Here is a 20,642-nt window from a genome sequence, read left to right as displayed (position 1 = left end):
AAGATGAGACTTCCCATCACTTCGAGTGAGTAAGATCCCTCAGAGACGATGAGGTTGATAGGTCCGAGGTGGAAGCGTGGTGACACGTGGAGCTGACGGATACTAATAGATCGAGGACTTAACTAATCAATACTGGATAAAACGTTGTTGTGAAGCTCTTATTTAGTTTTTAGGGTATAAAATTACAAAAAACCCTTGCATTTTTTCTTGAAAATGCATATAATATATTTTGTCTTTCAATTTAAGGACATGTCTGGTAGCATTAGCGGAGAGGACACACCTGTTCCCATGCCGAACACAGTAGTTAAGCTCTCCAGCGCCGATGGTAGTTGGGGCTTTGCCCCTGCAAGAGTAGGACGCCGCCAGGCATTATAGAAAGCTAAGATACAATATTGTGTCTTAGCTTTTTTCTATATGAGAAGTTTTTAAATTGGCTTTTACCTTATTAATGACTCAAGCAAATACTATTCACTTTAAGTAATTTAGTTTAAAATAAAGGGATATATATAGTAGTAAGGAGGGCAGTGGACGATGATTGAATATATAGATCAATTTTTTGGCGAAAATTTTTTAATTATTATGGTTCGCGTACTGATTGCTTTATTACTTTCAGGCTTAATTGGGTTTGAACGAGAACTAAAAAATCACTCAGCAGGATTTCGTACCCATATTTTGGTGGGAGTTGGCTCCTGTTTGATGATGTTATTATCTCTATATGGTTTTGAAGAATTTATTGGCGAATACGATAATATTCGATTTGATCCTGCACGTATACCTTCTTATGTTATAAGCGGAATCGGTTTTCTTGGAGCAGGGACTATTATTGTTAATGGAATGACTATCCGTGGGCTAACTACTGCAGCATCTATATGGGCAGTTGCTGGATTGGGATTAGTTGTTGGTGCTGGAATGTATGCCCCAGCATTGTTTACAACACTAATTATTTTGTTGAGTTTAGTATTTCTAAACAATTTTGAAAAGCTATTTACTAAAGGTCGATCATCTTACTTAATTGAAATTGTTGCGTTGCCTGATTTAAAAATTAATAATATTGTATCAATCTTTGAAGCGTACAATTTATCGATTAAGCAAGTTGAAATTGAACGGGTTGATAATGATCTTCGTAATATCTTTATTAAGATTGATCGGGATCCTGATTTAGATCGGGTATCATTGTTCGCTGAAGTTTCAAATCTAAAACATGTCAAAAATATAATCGAGCGAAAATAAGATTAAGAACCTTGCGATAAAATTTCGTAAGGTTTTTTTAGCGATTAAGAAAAAATACCTTCTGCAATGAAAAATCTCATTTTTATAGCTTGCAATCCGAATATTCGGATTCTATAAAATAGAATTATCCTTTCATAAGGTTTTCTTTTGCAATAAACCACCAAGTTTTCTAAGCAGTTAAGAAAGTATAAATCCTTTCTTACTGCATAGGTGCAATATAAGGCATATCTTATTAAGGCATTACGATAAGCTGAGTTTTCTAATGTTTCATTTATCTTCAAGTTGTCTAAAATAAGTATAGAACATTGTATTTGCATATGAATTAATTTAAAGTATAATTAAAATATAGTCAAAGTTAGTCAAAGTCAATAATTTTTAAAAAGAGCAGGAAAGACATATAAGTGTAAATCATAAGATGAAGGTGGGGGAGAGTCTATGAGCAACATTTCAGATATAATTGAACAACATTTAAAGAAAATTCTGGAGGCTGCAAGGCAGGATGCGATTGAGATCAAGCGAAGTGAGATTGCTGATCAATTTCATTGTGTCCCATCACAAATTAACTACGTGATTAATACACGCTTTACTGTGGAAAAAGGATATATAGTTGAAAGTAAGCGTGGTGGTGGAGGTTATATTCGGATTATCCGGATTCAGCATCAGGACAAGTCTGAATTAATTGATGATATTATAGAAATGATAAATCCCCAAGTAACACAGCAGGCTGCACTTGATATACTGGAAAGGTTGCTGGAAGAAGAAATTGTTACAGAGCGTGAAGCCAAAATTATCTTAAGCGCAATTGGCAGAAATACACTGGCATTTCAATTGCCATTGCGCGATGAGGTTCGTGCCCGTGTATTAACCTCGATGCTGTCGACTTTAAAATATTTAAACAAATAAAGGGGGAGATAATAATGGAATGCCAAGAGTGCCATAAACGGCAAGCTACCCTCCATTTTTCACAAGTTATAAATGGGAATAAAACAGAAGTACACGTTTGTGAAGTCTGTGCAAAAGAAAAAGGATATATGTCCTATCCTGAAGAAGCGTATTCTCTTCATAATTTATTATCCGGTTTATTCAACTTTGATTCTTCATCTATAGACAGTCCAAAAGGCTCATCACATAAACAGGCTGAAGATTTGCAGTGCCCGCAATGTAAAATGACGTTTTCTGAATTTAAACGTGTCGGTAAGTTTGGCTGTGCCGAATGCTACCGGACTTTTTCAGAACGTCTGGACCCAATTCTTCGTCGTGTGCATAGCGGAAATACGAAGCATCATGGCAAAATCCCTACCCGTAAAGGTGGAGATTTGCATTTGAAGAAGGAAATAGAGTCACATAAGGCAGAACTGCACCGTCTAATTGAAAATGAGGCTTTCGAGGATGCTGCAAAGGTCCGGGATGAAATTAAGGAATTGGAAAAACAGATGCGAGGTGATAAAACATGACCTTACAACAATTTATGAATGAAGCTATTAGTCCATGGATGAGAGAAGATGGCCCTGACAGTGATATTGTTTTAAGCAGCCGGATTAGATTGGCTCGTAATTTTGCAGATTACTCCTATCCAATATTAGCTAACCAGAAGGATCTGCAAAGTATCAGTAAGTTTATCCAAGATGAATATGAACAGAAGTCATTTCAGGATTATCAGAATTTCGAATTTATACCACTCAGTGAATTAAAACCGGTGGAAAAACGTGTTTTGGTTGAAAAACATTTAATTAGCCCGCATCTAGTAGAACACGGAGATTTTGCAGCAACACTCATTTCAAGAAATGAGCAAGTATCTGTTATGATAAATGAAGAGGATCACATCCGGGCCCAGCTTTATTTCCCCGGGTTTCAATTAAAAGAGGCACTTGAAAAAGCTTTTGAATTTGATGATTGGCTGGAGGAAAAAATTGATTATGCATTTGATGAAAAACATGGCTATTTAACGACTTGCCCGACAAATGTTGGAACAGGGATGCGGGCATCTGTTATGATGCATCTTCCAGCATTAGCCTGGACCCAGCAAATCAATCGGATGATACCGTCAATTAATCAGCTTGGGCTTGTAGTTCGTGGAATTTATGGTGAGGGAAGCGAAGCTATTGGAAATATCTTTCAAATTTCCAATCAGATTACACTTGGTAAGTCTGAAGAAGATATTGTTGAGGATTTACAAAGTGTTGTCCAACAGTTAATTGAACATGAACGGAATGCCAGAAATAGAATAATGGATCAGTCGAGTACTAAATTAGAGAACAGAATTTATCGCTCATACGGGGTCTTGGAATATAGTAGAATACTGGAATCAAAAGAAGCCGCAAAATGTCTATCAAATGTTCGGCTGGGAATTGATTTGGGAATTATAGAAAAAGTACCACGTAATATACTTAGTGAGTTAATGGTTCTCACGCAACCTGGTTTTTTACAGCAATATGCAAAAAAGACTTTAACAGCGGGTGAACGAGATGTGTTTAGAGCATCACTAGTTCGTGAACGGCTGCAATTAGAGAAATAGGTAGGAGGAAATTGATATGATGTTTGGACGTTTTACGGAAAGAGCTCAAAAAGTGTTGGCATTATCCCAGGAAGAAGCAGTACGACTGGGCCACAATAATATTGGTACAGAGCATGTATTGTTAGGGCTTGTTCGTGAAGGGGAAGGTATTGCTGCAAAAGCATTGCAATCATTAGGATTAGAGGTTCCAAAAATACAGGAAGAAGTGGAGAAGCTAATTGGTGTAGGCAAACAGCCGATGCAAACGATTCATTATACACCTCGTGCCAAAAAAGTAGTTGAGTTATCTCAGGATGAGGCGCGTAAGCTAGGTCATTCCTATGTGGGGACAGAACATATTCTGTTAGGTTTAATTCGTGAAGGGGAAGGCGTTGCAGCACGTGTTCTTAATAACCTTGGTGTTAGCCTGAATAAGGCACGGCAACAAGTTCTGCAGCTATTAGGCAGCAACGAATCGCAAGCAGGTCGCCAGGGACGTGGTAATGCACAGGCATCTAGTGCAAACACTCCAACATTGGACTCACTTGCACGTGACTTAACAGTTAGTGCAAAAGAAGGAAATGTTGATCCGGTTATTGGCCGTGGAAAAGAAATTGAAAGAGTAATTCAAGTACTTAGCCGTCGGACTAAAAACAATCCTGTCTTAATCGGAGAGCCGGGTGTCGGTAAGACAGCTGTTGCTGAAGGATTGGCTCAGCAAATAGTCGATAATGAGATTCCAGAAACTCTACGTGATAAACGTGTTATGACACTAGATATGGGAACGGTTGTTGCAGGAACCAAATATCGTGGTGAATTTGAAGACCGGCTTAAAAAAGTGATGGAGGAAATTCGTCAGGCAGGCAACATAATCCTGTTCATCGATGAATTGCATACATTAATTGGGGCTGGTGGAGCAGAAGGTGCTATTGATGCGTCCAATATTCTTAAACCAGCATTATCCCGTGGCGAACTGCAGTGTATTGGTGCCACTACACTTGATGAATACCGAAAATATATTGAAAAAGATGCTGCGCTAGAACGGAGATTCCAGCCAATACAGGTAGATGAGCCAACATTGGAAGAAACAGTTCAGATTTTGAAGGGGTTACGTGATCGCTATGAGGCCCATCATCGTGTGACAATTCCGGATGAGGCTGTAGAAGCAGCGGCAAATCTGTCAAACCGTTATATTACCGATCGGTTTTTACCAGATAAGGCCATTGATTTAATCGATGAAGCAGGATCTAAAGTTCGATTGCGTTCGTATACCATTCCGCCAAATTTAAAAGAATTGGAACAGAAGCTGGAAGAAGTTCGTAAAGAGAAGGACTCCGCAGTACAAAGTCAGGAATTTGAAAAGGCTGCGTCGCTACGTGATTCAGAACAGCGTCTGCGTGAAGAATTAGAAGAAACCAAGAGTAAGTGGAAAGAAAAACAAGGTCAGGAAACTTCAGAGGTATCGGTAGAAGATATTGCTAAGGTTGTTTCTACATGGACTGGTGTGCCTGTTTCTAATCTTACCAAAGATGAAAGTGATCGTCTGTTAAATCTGGAAAAAACACTACATGACCGTGTAATTGGTCAAGAAGAGTCCGTAAACGCAGTATCAAAAGCAATCCGCCGTGCTCGTGCTGGGTTAAAAGATCCTAAACGTCCGATTGGTTCATTCATTTTCCTAGGTCCAACAGGGGTTGGTAAAACCGAGCTTGCACGTGCGTTAGCTGAGGCAATGTTTGCTGATGAGGAAGCGATGATTCGAATTGATATGTCTGAATACATGGAAAAACATTCAACTTCCCGTCTTGTAGGTTCCCCGCCTGGATATGTAGGTTATGAAGAAGGTGGTCAGCTTACGGAGAAAGTACGAAGAAAGCCATATTCCGTTGTATTATTAGATGAGGTTGAGAAAGCCCACCCGGAAGTATTCAATATCTTACTGCAGGTGCTTGAGGATGGTCGATTAACTGATTCAAAAGGCCGCGTCATTGATTTTCGTAATACTGTTCTCATCATGACTTCTAACGTAGGTGCAGATGAGTTGAGACGGAATAAATATGTTGGTTTTAACTTGGAAGAAGAGAATCAGGATTACAATAATATGAAAACCAAAGTAACCGAAGAGTTGAAAAAGGCATTTAGGCCAGAGTTCTTGAATCGAATTGATGAAACGATTGTATTCCATTCATTAGAACGGAAACACATGAAAGATATTGTGACACTAATGGTTAAACAATTGCAAAATCGCTTGAAACAACAGGAAATCGAATTTACACTTACCGATAAAGCGATTGAAAAGATTGCTAATGAAGGATTTAACCCTGAATACGGGGCACGCCCATTACGCAGATCCATTCAAAAAAATATAGAGGATTTACTATCTGAAGAATTGCTGAAAGAAACAATCTCAAAAGGTGAAAAAGTAAAAATAGGGTTAAATAACAAGGGAGAATTTATTGTCTTAACCTAAACAAATAAATATCCTGCAAAAAGCTGAAAGGGAACTCCCTTTCAGCTTTTTTAAGCAATATTTAAAAGTTTATTGATATTAACTCACCTTTCGTATTTATAGAATAAGCTTATAAATTTTTAAAATTGTTGCCTCGACAACATTGATTAAAGTATTTTGTACACATAAGATATAAAATGCGAAGTACCTTACTAAAAAAAGAGTGCTATTATACCGCTGCGGAAATACACTTCGCGCACCTAGGGCGGCTGATGAGCCTTCTTGCTCCTACGTCGCTGCATAGTCTCATCTAGGCACAAGCTCCCACAGGAGTCTACGTGTATTTCCTCCGCTGGGATTGCTTTTACTTAATCTTCTTAGCTATAGCCATAGGGAACACTTCAAGCTCTAATCAAGAAGCCTCTTCCAGTGGAGGCAGAATGCGCAGACTCCTATGGGAACAGCACGTTCCGAAGACCCCGGAAGAAGCGATTAAATGAAGGCCGACTAAAACCGTCCTTTGCGGACAACGTCGGCATACCCCTTGCCGGGGCAAGGAGGCTGAGGTCGTGCCCATGGAAAGCGAAGTATTCTGCCGGAACGAATCGAAGCACTCAACCTTCATTTAAGAGAAGGGAAAGAAGCTTAAATAAAAGTTTTTCAGTACTTCGCATCATATATCTTTTGTGATAATAAAAGCAACCTTACTAAAAGAGCCTTTACAGTTAGAAAGCTCTTACTCTTAACATAGCAAAACATCAGAATACTATTAGCGATTAGTCAGGATTTCTGATTCATCACACTTAACAAGGAAAGATGTTAAACTAGTTATTGTGGCATAAGTATGTAAATTTTTTTCTTTAATTGATAGAATTCTGTAACCTTCATGTTACGTTTTTCGTATAGAATAGAAGGTGAACTGAAAGGGTTGAATCACATTGGCAAAACGAAAAGTGAAGTTTGTTTGTCAGGATTGTGGCTATGAATCTGCAAAATGGATGGGTAAATGTCCAGGTTGTCATAATTGGAACACATTAGTAGAAGAAATTGAAGCATCAAGTATGAAAAACAGACATACAGTAGGTGGGGGGGCAAAAGCTGCCCAAAAACCTGAGAGTATTACAGCAATTGAATCAGAGAAAGAACCACGTATGACAACAACGATGATGGAGTTTAATCGTGTACTTGGCGGAGGTATTGTTCCAGGTTCACTAGCGCTAATTGGCGGTGATCCAGGTATCGGAAAATCTACATTACTATTACAGATCTCATCCCAATTAGCTGAGAAGCAACTGCCGGTTCTTTATATATCCGGTGAGGAATCTACTCGCCAAACGAAGCTCCGAGCAGACCGATTAGGTGTCAAGTCTGATTTGTTATATGTACTGGCCGAAACTAATTTACTTGATATTGCTAACCAAATTGAACAAATTAAACCGTCTTTTGTAGTAATTGATTCTATACAAACTATTTTTCGTGAAGAAGTTACAAGTGCACCAGGGAGTGTATCGCAAGTCCGTGAGTGTACGAGTGAATTAATGAGGATTGCCAAAACAAATGGAATTCCAATCTTTATTGTGGGACACGTAACAAAAGAGGGAGCCATTGCAGGACCACGAATGCTTGAACATATGGTTGATGCAGTTCTTTATTTTGAAGGGGAGCAGCATCATACACATCGTATTTTACGCGGGGTTAAAAATCGTTTTGGCAGTACACATGAAATGGGAATATTTGAAATGAAGGAAGAAGGCCTTCGAGAAGTGCTGAATCCTTCTGAAATTTTTCTTGAGGAACGCTCTCAGGGTACGTCAGGATCAACTGTTGTTGCCTCAATGGAGGGGACAAGACCTGTTCTTGTTGAGATTCAGGCATTAATATCACCGACAAGTTTTGGGAACCCAAGGCGAATGGCAACAGGAATTGACTCAAATCGTGTTCCATTGTTAATGGCAGTATTAGAGAAACGTGTTGGATTAATGCTGCAGAATCAGGATGCCTATATTAAAGTAGCTGGAGGAGTGAAGCTTGACGAACCCGCAATAGACTTAGCGGTTGCGGTAAGTATTGCGTCGAGTTTCCGTGATCAGCCTACCAAGCCTGAGGATATTATTATTGGAGAGGTAGGACTGACAGGAGAAATCAGGCGAGTGTCCCGAATTGAGCAACGTGTACAGGAAGCGGCAAAACTGGGATTTAAACGGGTCATTTGTCCAAAGAAAAATCTGGAGGGCTGGAAAGCACCTGAATCGATACAGGTTGTTGGTGTTAATACTGTACAAGAAGCGTTGGATATTGGACTGGATAGATAAGCAATTAATTCAGTGTGAAATTAATTGACAGGTATAATGTCGTGTGTTAAGATTTATAGTTTATTAAATTGACTGTTAATTGTAGTTATGCTATGGTTTAGTTGATATTATAAGTTTTTTACACTTCCAAGATTATTTTTATTTAGGGTTATTTTTAAAAAAATAGGTAATAATAAAAAGATAGGAGGTGACGGTGGTGCTGAAAAAGATTGTCCATTTATTTTTTATTATTAGTGGAGGTACCATTGGGTATTTATATATACCGGATATTATAGAATTATTAGATTTTACAGATGCAAGTTGGGTAGCATCCCCATATGTTGGTTTAGTTTTAGGTGCAATTATACTATCTCTTATTTCTTATTGGCTGGCCGATTATATTGTCGGATTATTAAGGTGGATTGAGGAGGCACTTATTAAAGTGCCTGTTGGCGATTTGTTTTTTGGCAGCCTGGGATTAATTATTGGTTTAGTTGTTGCATATCTGATCAATATTGCACTGAAAGATATTGATATTGAGTTTGTTTCACAGGTAATTCCGTTGTTTGTTACCATTTTACTTGGTTACTTTGGTTTTCAGGTTGGTTTTAGACGAAGAGAGGAATTCGTGAACTTATTAAACATTAGTAAGAAGGAACGCGAGAAGCGGACTGCAACTGATGGTGACTCTAGTGAACAGACACAGCCTAAGGCTAAAATCTTAGATACAAGTGTTATTATTGATGGTCGTATCGCGGATATTTGCCAAACTAGTTTCTTAGAAGGAACCATTGTAATTCCGCAGTTTGTATTAGGAGAATTACAGCATATTGCTGACTCATCAGATGTATTGAAACGTAACCGCGGACGACGTGGGTTGGACGTTTTGAATCGTATTCAAAAAGAATTACCGGTTAAAGTTGAGATTTACGAAGGTGACTTTGAAGAGATTCAGGAAGTTGACAGTAAACTGATAAAACTAGCAAAAGTGATTAATGGTATCGTTGTTACAAATGACTTTAATTTGAACAAAGTATGTGACCTTCAAGGTGTCCATGTGCTAAATATCAACGATCTGGCAAATGCTGTGAAACCAGTAGTGCTTCCTGGTGAAGAACTAATGGTACAAGTAATTAAAGATGGTAAAGAGCAAAACCAGGGTATTGCTTATTTAGATGATGGCACCATGATTGTTGTGGAAGAAGGCCGCGATTACATCGGTAAAACAATTGAGGTACTTATTACTAGTGTTCTGCAAACATCTGCAGGACGAATGATTTTTGCTAAACCGAAATTACTTGAAAAAGCACTGTAAAAAAGGTATAACTTATAGAGGATGGAAAAGTGATAACGTAAATATGTTATCACTTTTTCTAATACTGAATGTACTGTGTGATATATATTGTTAATTAATAGAAAGGGGTACCCAACATGACAGATCAAGTTCGTGTTCGTTATGCGCCAAGTCCTACTGGTAATTTGCACATAGGAAATGCGCGGACTGCACTATTTAATTACTTATTCGCTAAGCATTTTGATGGAAAATTTATTATCCGGACGGAGGATACTGACGAGAAGCGAAATGTTGCTGGTGGAGAAGAGAGTCAGCTTAAATATTTAAAATGGCTTGGCATCGAATGGGATGAAGGTGCTGATATTGGTGGAGACTATGGCCCATATCGTCAGATGGAACGGTTGGATATATATGATAAATACGTAGATGAATTGCTTGAAAAGGGATTAGCCTACAAATGTTATATGACCGAAGAAGAACTTGATCAGGAACGGGAAGAACAACGCGCTAAAGGACAAGTTCCAAAATACTCTGGTGCACATAGTAATTTGACAGCAGAAGATATTGCCCGGTATGAACAGGAAGGACGTAAACCGAGTATTCGTATGCGTGTTCCTGCTAATCAGGATTATACATTTAATGATATTGTAAGAGGTAACATAAAGTTTGAATCAAGTGATTTTGGTGACTGGGTCATTGTTAAGAAAAGCGGTACACCAACATACAATTTTGCCGTTGCGATTGACGACCATTTAATGCGTATTTCACATATCCTTCGCGGAGAAGAGCATATTTCCAACACGCCTAAACAAATGATGGTGTATGATGCCTTTGGATGGGAAACACCAAAATTTGGTCATATGACACTTATATTGAATGAAGAACGTAAAAAGCTGAGCAAACGTGATGAGCATATTCTGCAATTTATTGAACAATATCATAACTTAGGTTATTTGCCTGAAGCACTATTTAACTTTATTACGTTGCTTGGCTGGTCTCCGGTAGGCGAAGAGGAAATCTTTAATAAAGAAAAATTAATTGAGATTTTTGATCCTGAGCGGTTATCAACGTCTGCGGCAATTTTTGACCAGCATAAATTAAAATGGATGAATAATGAGTATATTAAAGCAACTGAAATTGAGAAAGTCATTGAATTAGCCATGCCACACCTAATTGAAGCTGGAAGATTACCTGAAGATATGGATGCTTCTACAAGGGAATGGGCTGAGAATGTTATCACATTATATCGGGAACAATTGCGGTATGGAGCAGAAATCGTTGAGTTAACGGAGTTGTTTTTCAAGGAATCAATTGATTATGATGAAAGTGCAATGGAAGTATTGCAACAGGAACAGGTACCTGAAGTATTGCAGGTTTTTGCTGACAAGCTAATCCATTTGGATGACTTTACGAAGGATTCTATTAAAGCAGAAATTAAGGCAACGCAAAAAGAAACAGGCCACAGGGGTAAAAAACTGTTTATGCCAATTCGTGTTGCAACAACAGGGCAATCACATGGTCCAGAGCTTCCAATGGCAATCGAATTGTTAGGAAAAGACATCATTATAAGCCGTTTGGATAAAGTATTAAAGAAATTAGAAGCTTAATTAATTCACATTGAGCCAAAAATATAATATAGTAGTAATACAATATTGAGCGTTGATAAGGAGAAGTAAAAAACGGATGACTTATCCAGAGAGAATCGCCTGAGGCTGCGAGCGATTTAAAGCATCGTTTTTGAAATGCACCTTTGAGCCCGTTATGGAAGTAATGTACATAACGGCGGTACTCTGCCGTTATTAGAGTATAAGTTGGGGGAAGCAATATCTCCAAACAGAGTGGAACCGCGCCATAAGCGTCTCTGTGTATTAAATACACAGGGCGTTTTTTTTTAATGCAAAGAACGGGGGAAGGAGGCGTTGTTATCATGGGATTTTTTAAGCGAATAAAAGAAGATATGGATGTGGTTTTTGAACAGGATCCAGCAGCACGGAACTATTTCGAAGTATGCTTAACATATTCGGGTTTGCATGCAATCTGGAATCACCGTATTGCTCATTTTTTCTTTAAGCGTCGATTATACTTTATTGCGCGTGCTATATCACAAATAAGCCGTTTTTTAACTGGTATCGAAATACACCCTGGTGCGAAAATTGGCAGGAAGTTTTTTATAGACCATGGCATGGGAGTGGTGATTGGTGAAACCTGCGAAATAGGTGATAATGTTACTGTTTTTCAGGGAGTAACGTTAGGTGGCACAGGCAAGGAAAGAGGAAAACGTCACCCTACTATTAAAGACAATGCCCTTATCGCTACAGGTGCCAAGGTGCTTGGCTCTATAACCATCGGCGAAAGTTCAAAGGTCGGAGGTGGTTCGGTAGTATTAAAAGATGTACCTGATCACTCAACGGTTGTGGGGGTTCCTGGTCGTGTTGTTGTTCAAAACGGTCAAAAATTACGTAAAAATCTCGACCACCATAAATTACCGGATCCTGTAGCAGATCGCTGTGATCAGCTACAAGAGGAAATTAACGCATTACAAGAAGAACTAGCCAAGCTGAAAGAAGGGAAGCAAAATGCCGATAACCATTTATAATACATTAACCCGTCAAAAAGAAGTATTTAAGCCACTTGAAGAAGGCAGAGTCAGCATGTACGTGTGTGGCCCGACTGTCTACAATTATATTCATATAGGGAATGCACGTCCTGCGATTGTTTTTGATACGGTACGAAGGTATCTGGAATATAAGGAATATGAAGTCGACTATGTATTAAATTTCACAGATGTTGATGACAAAATCATTAAAGCGGCAAATGAGTTAGGTGATGAAGTATCAGATGTAGCAGATCGCTTTATTGACGCTTACTTGGAGGATGTTGAATCACTAGGCGTGAAAAAGGCAACCTATAATCCACGTGTTACTGAAGCAATGAATGATATCTTAACTTTTATTGAAACGTTAATTGCAAAAGGGTATGCATATGAAGTTGACGGGGATGTCTATTTTAAGCCTCGTTCATTTGATGGATATGGAAAATTATCACACCAATCAATTGATGAATTGCGCTCAGGTGCACGAATTAAGGTTGGTGAGAAAAAAGAGGACCCGCTTGATTTTGCGTTGTGGAAAAAAGCAAAGGATGATGAAATAGCTTGGGACTCCCCGTGGGGGCAAGGCAGGCCGGGGTGGCATATCGAGTGCTCCGCAATGGCCAAAAAATACCTTGCTGAAACAATTGATATCCATGCTGGTGGGCAGGATTTAGCGTTTCCACATCATGAAAATGAAATCGCGCAGTCTGAGGCGATGACAGGTAAATCTTTTGCAAAATACTGGATGCATAATGGGTACATTAATATAGATAATGAAAAAATGTCCAAATCACTGGGTAACTTTGTATTAACGCGGGATATCATTCAACAGCATGACCCACAGGTGGTTCGGTTCTTTATGCTAAGTGTTCACTATCGTAATCCGATAAATTTTACGGAAGAATTGCTGGAAGGTGCTAAAAATAGCCTGGACCGTATTAAAAATGCATACTTCAACTTAGAGCATCGTAAGCAAACAAGTATGGACATGGATAAAAATGCAGATCAGTGGCTGGAAAAAATTACGGAGCTGAATGGCCAATTTGAGGAATCGATGGATGATGACTTTAATACTGCTAATGCAATTTCGGTTTTGTTCGATTTAACCAAAGAAGCTAATCTCTATCTGCAGGGAAAACACACCTCCATAAAAGTAATCGAGGCATTTCAAAGCAGCTTCACCAATTTACTGAATGTGTTGGGAATTTATATTGAGCAGGAAGAGGAATTACTCGATGAAGAAATCGAAGCATTATTGCAAGAACGAGTGGAAGCTAGAAAGAAACGTGATTTTAATCGGGCAGACGAAATACGCGATAATCTAAAAGAAAAGAATATTATTTTAGAAGATACGCCACAAGGAACCCGCTGGAAAAGGGATCGTAATGAGTCTTGACGTGAAGCAGATGAAAAGTTTAGCTCTTGCTTACATGGGTGATGCTGTTTATGAAGTCCATGTAAGAGAGTATTTATTACAAACTGGCAAAGTGAAACCAAATCAGTTACATCGATCGGCCATATCTTTTGTGTCAGCAAAGGCACAGGCTGCTGTTATTTTATATTGGCTGGAAACGGAACTCCTTTCTGATGAAGAGGAAGGAGTTGTTTCCAGAGGGCGTAATGCAAAATCTGGGACAGTCCCTAAAAATACGAGTGTACAAGCGTATAATTATAGTACGGCGTTTGAGGCGTTAATCGGTTATCATTATTTGCAAAAGAATGAAAGCAGGTTAAATGAGTTGATAACACAAGCAATTCAATTCAGCGAAGGGAGGAAAGGCTAATTATGGATCAGGAGATTATTATCGGCAAAAACCCTGTAATCGAAGCACTGAACTCCGGACGATCAGTAAACAAGGTATTAGTATCAGAACAACTGAACAAACAATTGTTTGGGAAACTGCAAAAACTTAGCAGGAACGCTGGCACTACGATTCAGAAGGTGCCCAAAAAGAAGCTCGATCAGCTTGTGGAAGGTTCACATCAAGGTATTGTGGCCTATGTGGCATCCTATCAGTATGCTTCTTTGGAAGACCTGTTTGATAAAGCAGAGAACAAAAATGAAACACCGTTTTTTATTATACTGGACGAGTTGGAGGATCCTCATAATTTAGGATCAATCTTAAGGACTGCTGATGCAGCAGGTGTTCACGGGGTAATTATTCCAAAACACAGGTCAGTTGGTTTAACTTCAACTGTGGCAAAAACTGCTGCAGGCGCACTGGAACACATTCCTGTTGCCAGGGTGACGAATATTGCCAATACCATTGATGAATTAAAGCAACGTTATGTCTGGGTTGTTGGAACTGCCGCCGATGGTACGGAGGATTACCGTGAGCTTGACGGTGACTTATCGATTGCCATTGTGATTGGAAATGAAGGTAAAGGGATAAGCCGTTTGGTAAAAGATAAGTGTGATTGGACTGTTAGCCTTCCTATGACTGGACATGTTTCCTCCTTAAACGCATCTGTTGCATGCAGCTTGCTGTTGTATGAAATCTATCGAAAAAGATTTCCGCTTGGTGATTAGTGATGTTTGTATTAGTTGTTGACGGTTATAATATCATCGGAGCGTGGGAAGAACTGCAGAAACTTAAGGAAAAAGATATCGGACAGGCACGGGACAGGTTAATTGAACGTATGGCAGAGTATCAGTCATATTCAGGTTCACGGGTTATCATTGTATTTGATGCGTACTATGTAAAAGGGATCGAAAGCAAGTATAAGTCATACAAGGTTGAGGTTATTTACACAAAAGAAAACGAAACAGCCGACGAATGTATTGAAAGGCTTGTTAAAGGATTAAAGAACGTTAAAAATCAAGTGTACGTAGCAACATCAGACTACGCAGAACAGCGAACTATATTTGGGCGTGGCGCTTTACGGAAGTCAGCGAGAGAATTATATATTGAATTCAAGGATATTGAAAGAGAGATTGAAAAAGATATAGAAGTTCACAAGCAGATACAACCTAAAATTAAAATCCCATTAAAAAAAGAAGTACAAGAAAAATTTGAAAAGTGGAGACGAGGGGACAAGTGATCCTGGTTCTCCACTTTTTTTGTCATTATGAAACCAGCATGGCTGCTGAGTATGCAGCTGCCCATCTATCAAGGTCGAGGTTTTGCGGACACCAGAGACCTTATTTGGCAGAAATGCCCTCTAATGGTGGTGTTGCCGGACACCAGAGGTCTTATTTAGCACAAATGCCCTCTATTTACCATGAGATTGGTAAAATAAGATCTTCTGTGTCCGGATAAGTTCGAAAAGGTTACTTTCTTATAGAAATAAGGGCTCCTGTGTCCGCTGAAAAAATAAAAGGCACGTGCTATTCGAAAGGGAGTCACCGCCCTCCCGCTCACCCGGACTAGTGTGGTGCTGTCACGTATTTATTCTTGTGTACAAAAAACGTTCAAAGATTATCAAGATAACCGTTTGAACTTTTTCTATAGATGCCAAAGTTGAGTAATTAACTCTTTTATAAGCAGTTAAAGACCCCCCCCGTGGTTCTGCAACTCAGAATTACCATCTGTATCACGCTTTGATAAATAAACCATTCACGACAAGCAAGTTTTCTAGTAATTGGCAGTTAGTATTGACGTTAGTAAAGCGCTTACTGTATAATACGTTTAAATTGACTACACTGTAGTCGGGGGGTCATTTTTGGTGAGTGTTAAGCTAGCGGCAGAAAAGAACCAAAGCCTAAAAATGCTGGATGATGATAGTATTATCCTTCTTGTGCATGGAGGGAATAGTCAAGCACTGGATTTTTTAATAAATAAATATATAAATTTTGTACGAGCTAAAGCACGGACTTATTTCATTATTGGTGCAGACAAAGAGGATATTATACAAGAAGGCATGATAGGTCTGTATAAGGCAATTCGCGACTATGATGGGGACAAGCTATCATCATTTAAAGCGTTTGCTGAACTTTGTGTGACCCGACAAATTATTACAGCAATTAAAACAGCTACAAGACAAAAACACATACCTCTTAATTCGTATGTATCACTTGATAAACCAATTTACGATGAAGAATCAGACAGGACATTGCTGGATGTTGTAGCGGGTTCAAAGGCAATTGATCCCCAGGAATTACTCGTAAACAGAGAAAAATTTGGTGATATGGAAACTAGATTGTCAGAGTTACTAAGCGAGTTAGAAAAAGAAGTGTTGCGTTTATATTTGGATGGACAAACCTATCAGGAGATTTCAGTCCAATTAAAACGCCACGTAAAATCGATAGATAATGCTTTGCAGCGGGTGAAACGTAAACTGGAGCAGCTCCTGGAATCGAATGAAACAGCATATAACAGCCGTTGACACATCGTGGTAACCATGCTACAGTTATATGAGTAAAAAACCCTGCATAGGGGTGATAAAGTGAATAAAAAAATAACATTAGCGTGTGCAATTTGTTCAAATAGAAACTATACAACTAGTAAAAATGTATCCACACAACCTATGCGTATGGAAGTTAAAAAGTACTGCAAAACATGTGGGAAGCATACATTGCACCGTGAGACGAAATAATAGCACTCTTCGGGTAGAGTTTGGGGGTACAAGCATGAATCTTGTTCAATTTTTTAAGAATGTATCTCGGGAAATGAAAAAAGTAAGCTGGCCAAAAGGTCGTGAATTAACTAGTTACACCATAACTGTTATTTCAACAGTAGTGTTTGTGGCATTGTTTTTCACGGTAATAGATCTTGGCATTTCCGAAATTTTAAGTTCATTTTTTGAATAATTAAGCTATAAATATGTTATAATGGAATATAATATTTCGATTTAAAAAAACCCGGTGCAAACGGGTTTTTTAATATTGCATTACTTTTCAGCAGTTAACAAAGTGTAAACACGTTCCTGCTGTATAAGTGTAACTAGGAATTTCACCATTAAGACCTGGCAATAAGCCAAGTTTTCAACGGGGTAACTTTAAAGTTTTAAGCTAAGGGAGGGAAGGGCAAGTAAATTTGTCCTGCTTAAATGGAAAAAAATTGGTATGCAGTTCATACATATTCCGGGTATGAGAACAAAGTAAAAACGAATTTAGAGAAGCGTGTGGAATCGATGGGAATGGAAGATAGAATTTTTCGTGTAATCGTCCCTGAAGATGAAGAAACGGAAATTAAAAACGGCAAGAAAAAAGTTGTTAAAAAGAAATTCTTCCCTGGATATGTTCTGGCAGAAATGGTCATGACCGATGACTCATGGTATGTCGTCCGGAACACACCAGGCGTAACAGGATTCGTCGGTTCAAGTGGACATGGAACGAAACCGACATCGCTTTTACCTGATGAGGTAGATGCAGTATTGAAGCGTATGGGAGTAGCCGAACCTGTTATGCAGCTTGACTTTGAAATAAAAGAAAATGTACGAGTCAACGATGGACCATTCACAAACTTTACAGGAACAATTGAGCATATTGATGTTGATAAGCAAAAGGTTAAGGTACATGTTAATATGTTTGGACGTGAGACACCAGTTGAACTGGATTTCTCCCAGATTGAAAAATTATAAAAGGAAAATTTTATGGCTGTTATCTAAAAGTGTTTCAACAAAACCTTGCATAATTTTATGATTCATGCTAAAATTCTTTTGTTATTTATGTCCTCGATATTCGAGGAAAATGGCTAATAATGAGTGGGAGGGGAATTTCCCCAATTACCACATCACGGACTTTAAGGAGGTGTGTCTCGTGGCTAAAAAAGTAATCAAGTTAGTTAAATTACAAATTCCAGCTGGTAAAGCAAACCCAGCACCACCAGTAGGGCCGGCTTTAGGTCAAGCAGGTGTTAATATCATGGGATTCTGTAAAGAATTTAATGCGCGTACGCAAGATGATGCTGGTATGATTATTCCGGTTGAAATCACGGTATTCGAAGACCGTTCATTTACGTTTATCACAAAAACTCCACCTGCTGCTGTATTGTTGAAAAAAGCAGCTGGGATTGAAACTGCTTCAGGTGAACCAAACCGTAATAAAGTTGCTACTGTTAAGCGTGATAAAGTACAGGAAATTGCGGAAACAAAAATGCCTGATTTAAACGCCGCTGATCTAGAAGCAGCGATGCGCATGGTTGAAGGAACTGCACGCAGTATGGGCATTACGATTGAAGACTAGTGTCTAACAATTTTTAAATAGGTATAGGTTGCGGAAATGGGTTACTATCCATCGCAACCTTTTTGCAAGCTATAAAAGTATTCGTGCTTTTATAAGTGGGAGGTCTTACCGCTATAACCACAATTGAGGAGGAAACAAAATGGCTAAAAAGAGTAAACGACTTCAAGAAGCTGCAAAGCTTGTTGATCGTATGAAATCATATGAAGTACAAGAATCTGTTGCATTGTTAAAAGAGACAGCAAAAGCAAACTTTGATGAAACTGTAGAAGCAGCATTTCGTTTAGGGGTAGACCCTAAGAAAGCTGACCAGCAAATTCGCGGAGCTATGGTATTGCCGCATGGTACTGGTAAAACACAACGTGTACTAGTATTTGCAAAAGGTGATAAAGCAAAAGAAGCTGAAGAAGCTGGAGCAGATTATGTAGGAGAACAGGATCTCATTAATAAAATCAATCAAGGTTGGTTTGAGTTTGATGTGATTGTTGCAACTCCTGACATGATGGCTGAAGTTGGTAAACTAGGACGTGTATTAGGACCAAAAGGACTAATGCCGAACCCGAAAACCGGTACAGTTACGTTTGAAATTGAAAAAGCTGTTAACGATATTAAAGCTGGTAAAGTGGAATATCGTGTTGATAAATCGGCTAACATTCATGTTCCAATTGGAAAGATTTCATTCGACAATCAAAAATTAGTTGAGAACTTTGAAGCAATTACAGAAGCACTTGTGAAAGCTAAACCACAAGCTGCTAAAGGTATCTACATGCGTAATGCATCTGTAACATCAACAATGGGACCTGGAATTAAAGTAGATGTTTCAGGTTATGTTCGCGGCTAATTTGTTGTTGACAATCTAACAACAATTAGATATACTAAGTTGCGTTGTAAAAATGAATACGTTGTACCGTAGACAGCAGGTGCGAGCAATCGCTTAATTTCCTGCCGAGGTGTTTAAAAGCAGATTAAATGATCTTATTGATTTTGATTATAATTTGTCATAAAAGCCTCCATGTCTACATGGAGGCTTTATTAGTCTCGTTATCGGTAACGTTAAAATGTTTATAGGAGGTGGAACAATGTCCAATAGCAATATTATTGAACAAAAACAACAACTCGTACAAGAGATTGCTTCTAAATTCCGTGACAGCCAATCTACTTTGTTGGTAGATTATCGTGGTCTTGATGTAGCGGAAGTAACAGAATTGCGTAAGCAGCTTCGTGAAGCTGACGTTGAATTCAAAGTTTACAAAAACTCAATGGCTCGTCGTGCTGTGGATGCTGTAGAACTAGGAGAGTTATCCGATACATTGGTTGGTCCAACTGCAATTGCATTTAGTAATGAGGATGTAGTGGCACCAGCTAAAATTTTGAATAACTTTGCAAAAGATCATAATGAGCTGGAAATTAAAGGCGGCGTAATTGAAGGTCAGGTTGCATCACTTGAACAAATTAAAGAGCTTGCCGATCTGCCAAATTACGAAGGTATGGTATCTATGCTTCTTAGCGTACTGCAAGCGCCTATCCGTAACCTTGCTTATGCAACACAAGCAATCGCAGAACAAAAAGAAGAACAAGGTGCATAAATTGCCACAAGTAATTTAGCATTTCGGAAATATAAAATTAAAAGAAAAATGGAGGAATATATCATGACTAATGAACAAATCATTGAAGCGGTTAAAGAAATGTCTGTTTTAGAATTAAACGATCTTGTTAAAGCAATTGAAGAAGAATTTGGTGTAAGTGCTGCAGCTCCAGTTGCTGCTGCCGGTGCTGCTGGTGGAGCAGAAGTAGCAGAAGAGCAAACTGAATTTGACGTAGTACTAGAAAGTGCTGGAGATTCAAAAATCAAAGTAGTTAAAGCTGTTCGCGAGATCACTGGTCTTGGACTTAAAGACGCAAAAGATCTAGTAGACAATGCTCCTAAAGCAATTAAAGAAGGTACTTCTAAAGAAGATGCTGAAGAAATTAAAGGCAAGCTTGAAGAAGTTGGAGCGACAATCGAAGTTAAGTAATATTATCTTAAGCAGTAAGAAAGTATAAATTCTTTCTTACTGCTTAAGTGCAACCAAGGCTTTCGCCATAAAGGCTTGGCGATAAGCCAAGTTTTCTAATGAAAAGAGCTCGTCGGAATATACGACGGGCTCTATATATATTTATTTCTTCA

General features: G+C 38.7%; 21 protein-coding genes, 2 rRNA genes and 2 other annotated features. All 23 genes read left to right on the top strand.

Annotated elements, in window-relative coordinates; all coding sequences use genetic code 11:
- A 23S ribosomal RNA gene (locus tag ACE1TG_RS19300) occupies positions 1–126 on the top strand; the annotation flags it as partial.
- Positions 127–252: 126 nt separating this feature from the next.
- Positions 253–368: ribosomal RNA gene (rrf, locus tag ACE1TG_RS19295) — 5S ribosomal RNA — on the top strand.
- 163 nt (positions 369–531) lie between these two features.
- The gene (locus ACE1TG_RS19290) at positions 532–1,230 is read left to right on the top strand and encodes an MgtC/SapB family protein (RefSeq protein ID WP_375054028.1); all 699 of its coding nucleotides are present in this window, start codon (positions 532–534) and stop codon (positions 1,228–1,230) included.
- 435 nt (positions 1,231–1,665) lie between these two features.
- Positions 1,666–2,133 carry a CtsR family transcriptional regulator gene (locus tag ACE1TG_RS19285; protein ID WP_375054027.1) on the top strand — a complete coding sequence of 156 codons (468 nt, stop codon included), beginning with the start codon at positions 1,666–1,668 and terminating at the stop codon, positions 2,131–2,133.
- Positions 2,134–2,147: 14 nt separating this feature from the next.
- Positions 2,148–2,684, top strand: coding sequence for a protein-arginine kinase activator protein McsA (gene mcsA, locus ACE1TG_RS19280; RefSeq protein WP_375054026.1), 537 nt, complete (start codon positions 2,148–2,150; stop codon positions 2,682–2,684).
- Positions 2,681–3,745, top strand: coding sequence for a protein-arginine kinase McsB (mcsB, locus tag ACE1TG_RS19275; protein WP_375054025.1), 1,065 nt, complete (start codon positions 2,681–2,683; stop codon positions 3,743–3,745). Before mcsA ends, mcsB begins: the two co-directional genes overlap by 4 nt.
- A gap of 16 nt (positions 3,746–3,761) precedes the next feature.
- Positions 3,762–6,194, top strand: a complete 2,433-nt coding sequence (gene clpC, locus ACE1TG_RS19270; protein ID WP_375054024.1) for an ATP-dependent protease ATP-binding subunit ClpC — start codon at positions 3,762–3,764, stop codon at positions 6,192–6,194.
- A 917-nt stretch (positions 6,195–7,111) separates the two neighbouring features.
- A complete protein-coding gene (gene radA, locus ACE1TG_RS19265) occupies positions 7,112–8,485 on the top strand; it encodes a DNA repair protein RadA (protein WP_375054023.1) in 1,374 nt (457 codons plus the stop codon).
- Positions 8,486–8,681: 196 nt separating this feature from the next.
- Entirely contained in the window at positions 8,682–9,779 is a 1,098-nt protein-coding gene (locus ACE1TG_RS19260; RefSeq protein ID WP_092494537.1) for a PIN/TRAM domain-containing protein, read from the top strand.
- Positions 9,780–9,895: 116 nt separating this feature from the next.
- A complete protein-coding gene (gltX, locus tag ACE1TG_RS19255; protein WP_375054022.1) occupies positions 9,896–11,365 on the top strand; it encodes a glutamate--tRNA ligase in 1,470 nt (489 codons plus the stop codon).
- Between the two features lie 43 nt (positions 11,366–11,408).
- Positions 11,409–11,624 (top strand) — a binding site (T-box leader).
- Positions 11,625–11,685: 61 nt separating this feature from the next.
- The gene (gene cysE / locus ACE1TG_RS19250; RefSeq protein ID WP_375054021.1) at positions 11,686–12,354 is read left to right on the top strand and encodes a serine O-acetyltransferase; all 669 of its coding nucleotides are present in this window, start codon (positions 11,686–11,688) and stop codon (positions 12,352–12,354) included.
- Positions 12,335–13,747, top strand: a complete 1,413-nt coding sequence (gene cysS / locus ACE1TG_RS19245) for a cysteine--tRNA ligase (RefSeq protein WP_375054020.1) — start codon at positions 12,335–12,337, stop codon at positions 13,745–13,747. The genes cysE and cysS overlap by 20 nt, the downstream gene beginning before the upstream one ends.
- Positions 13,737–14,135 carry a Mini-ribonuclease 3 gene (locus tag ACE1TG_RS19240; RefSeq protein ID WP_375054019.1) on the top strand — a complete coding sequence of 133 codons (399 nt, stop codon included), beginning with the start codon at positions 13,737–13,739 and terminating at the stop codon, positions 14,133–14,135. The genes cysS and ACE1TG_RS19240 overlap by 11 nt, the downstream gene beginning before the upstream one ends.
- 2 nt (positions 14,136–14,137) lie before the next feature.
- Positions 14,138–14,881 (top strand): 23S rRNA (guanosine(2251)-2'-O)-methyltransferase RlmB, encoded by a 744-nt coding sequence (gene rlmB, locus ACE1TG_RS19235; protein WP_375054018.1) that lies wholly within the window; start codon positions 14,138–14,140, stop codon positions 14,879–14,881.
- A 2-nt stretch (positions 14,882–14,883) separates the two neighbouring features.
- Positions 14,884–15,393, top strand: a complete 510-nt coding sequence (locus ACE1TG_RS19230) for an NYN domain-containing protein (RefSeq protein ID WP_375054030.1) — start codon at positions 14,884–14,886, stop codon at positions 15,391–15,393.
- A 624-nt stretch (positions 15,394–16,017) separates the two neighbouring features.
- Positions 16,018–16,677, top strand: coding sequence for an RNA polymerase sporulation sigma factor SigH (sigH, locus tag ACE1TG_RS19225; RefSeq protein WP_375054017.1), 660 nt, complete (start codon positions 16,018–16,020; stop codon positions 16,675–16,677).
- Between the two features lie 60 nt (positions 16,678–16,737).
- The gene (rpmG, locus tag ACE1TG_RS19220) at positions 16,738–16,887 is read left to right on the top strand and encodes a 50S ribosomal protein L33 (protein WP_375054016.1); all 150 of its coding nucleotides are present in this window, start codon (positions 16,738–16,740) and stop codon (positions 16,885–16,887) included.
- 34 nt (positions 16,888–16,921) lie between these two features.
- Positions 16,922–17,101: a preprotein translocase subunit SecE gene (gene secE / locus ACE1TG_RS19215; protein WP_092494528.1), complete on the top strand. Its 180-nt coding sequence runs from the start codon at positions 16,922–16,924 to the stop codon at positions 17,099–17,101.
- Positions 17,102–17,340: 239 nt separating this feature from the next.
- A complete protein-coding gene (gene nusG / locus ACE1TG_RS19210; RefSeq protein WP_092494527.1) occupies positions 17,341–17,874 on the top strand; it encodes a transcription termination/antitermination protein NusG in 534 nt (177 codons plus the stop codon).
- A gap of 178 nt (positions 17,875–18,052) precedes the next feature.
- The gene (rplK, locus tag ACE1TG_RS19205; protein ID WP_375054015.1) at positions 18,053–18,478 is read left to right on the top strand and encodes a 50S ribosomal protein L11; all 426 of its coding nucleotides are present in this window, start codon (positions 18,053–18,055) and stop codon (positions 18,476–18,478) included.
- A 139-nt stretch (positions 18,479–18,617) separates the two neighbouring features.
- Positions 18,618–19,316: a 50S ribosomal protein L1 gene (rplA, locus tag ACE1TG_RS19200; RefSeq protein WP_375054014.1), complete on the top strand. Its 699-nt coding sequence runs from the start codon at positions 18,618–18,620 to the stop codon at positions 19,314–19,316.
- A 48-nt stretch (positions 19,317–19,364) separates the two neighbouring features.
- Positions 19,365–19,518 (top strand) — a sequence feature (ribosomal protein L10 leader region).
- 36 nt (positions 19,519–19,554) lie between these two features.
- Complete coding sequence (gene rplJ, locus ACE1TG_RS19195; protein WP_375054013.1) at positions 19,555–20,061, top strand: 50S ribosomal protein L10; 507 nt, start codon at positions 19,555–19,557, stop codon at positions 20,059–20,061.
- Positions 20,062–20,124: 63 nt separating this feature from the next.
- Complete coding sequence (rplL, locus tag ACE1TG_RS19190; RefSeq protein ID WP_375054012.1) at positions 20,125–20,490, top strand: 50S ribosomal protein L7/L12; 366 nt, start codon at positions 20,125–20,127, stop codon at positions 20,488–20,490.
- The last annotated feature ends 152 nt before the right edge of the window (positions 20,491–20,642 follow it).

The sequence above is a fragment of the Virgibacillus sp. JSM 102003 genome, from assembly GCF_041949995.1.
In the GTDB taxonomy this organism is placed as follows: Bacteria; Bacillota; Bacilli; order Bacillales; family Amphibacillaceae; genus Lentibacillus.
This window is presented reverse-complemented; position numbering and strand designations above follow the sequence as displayed.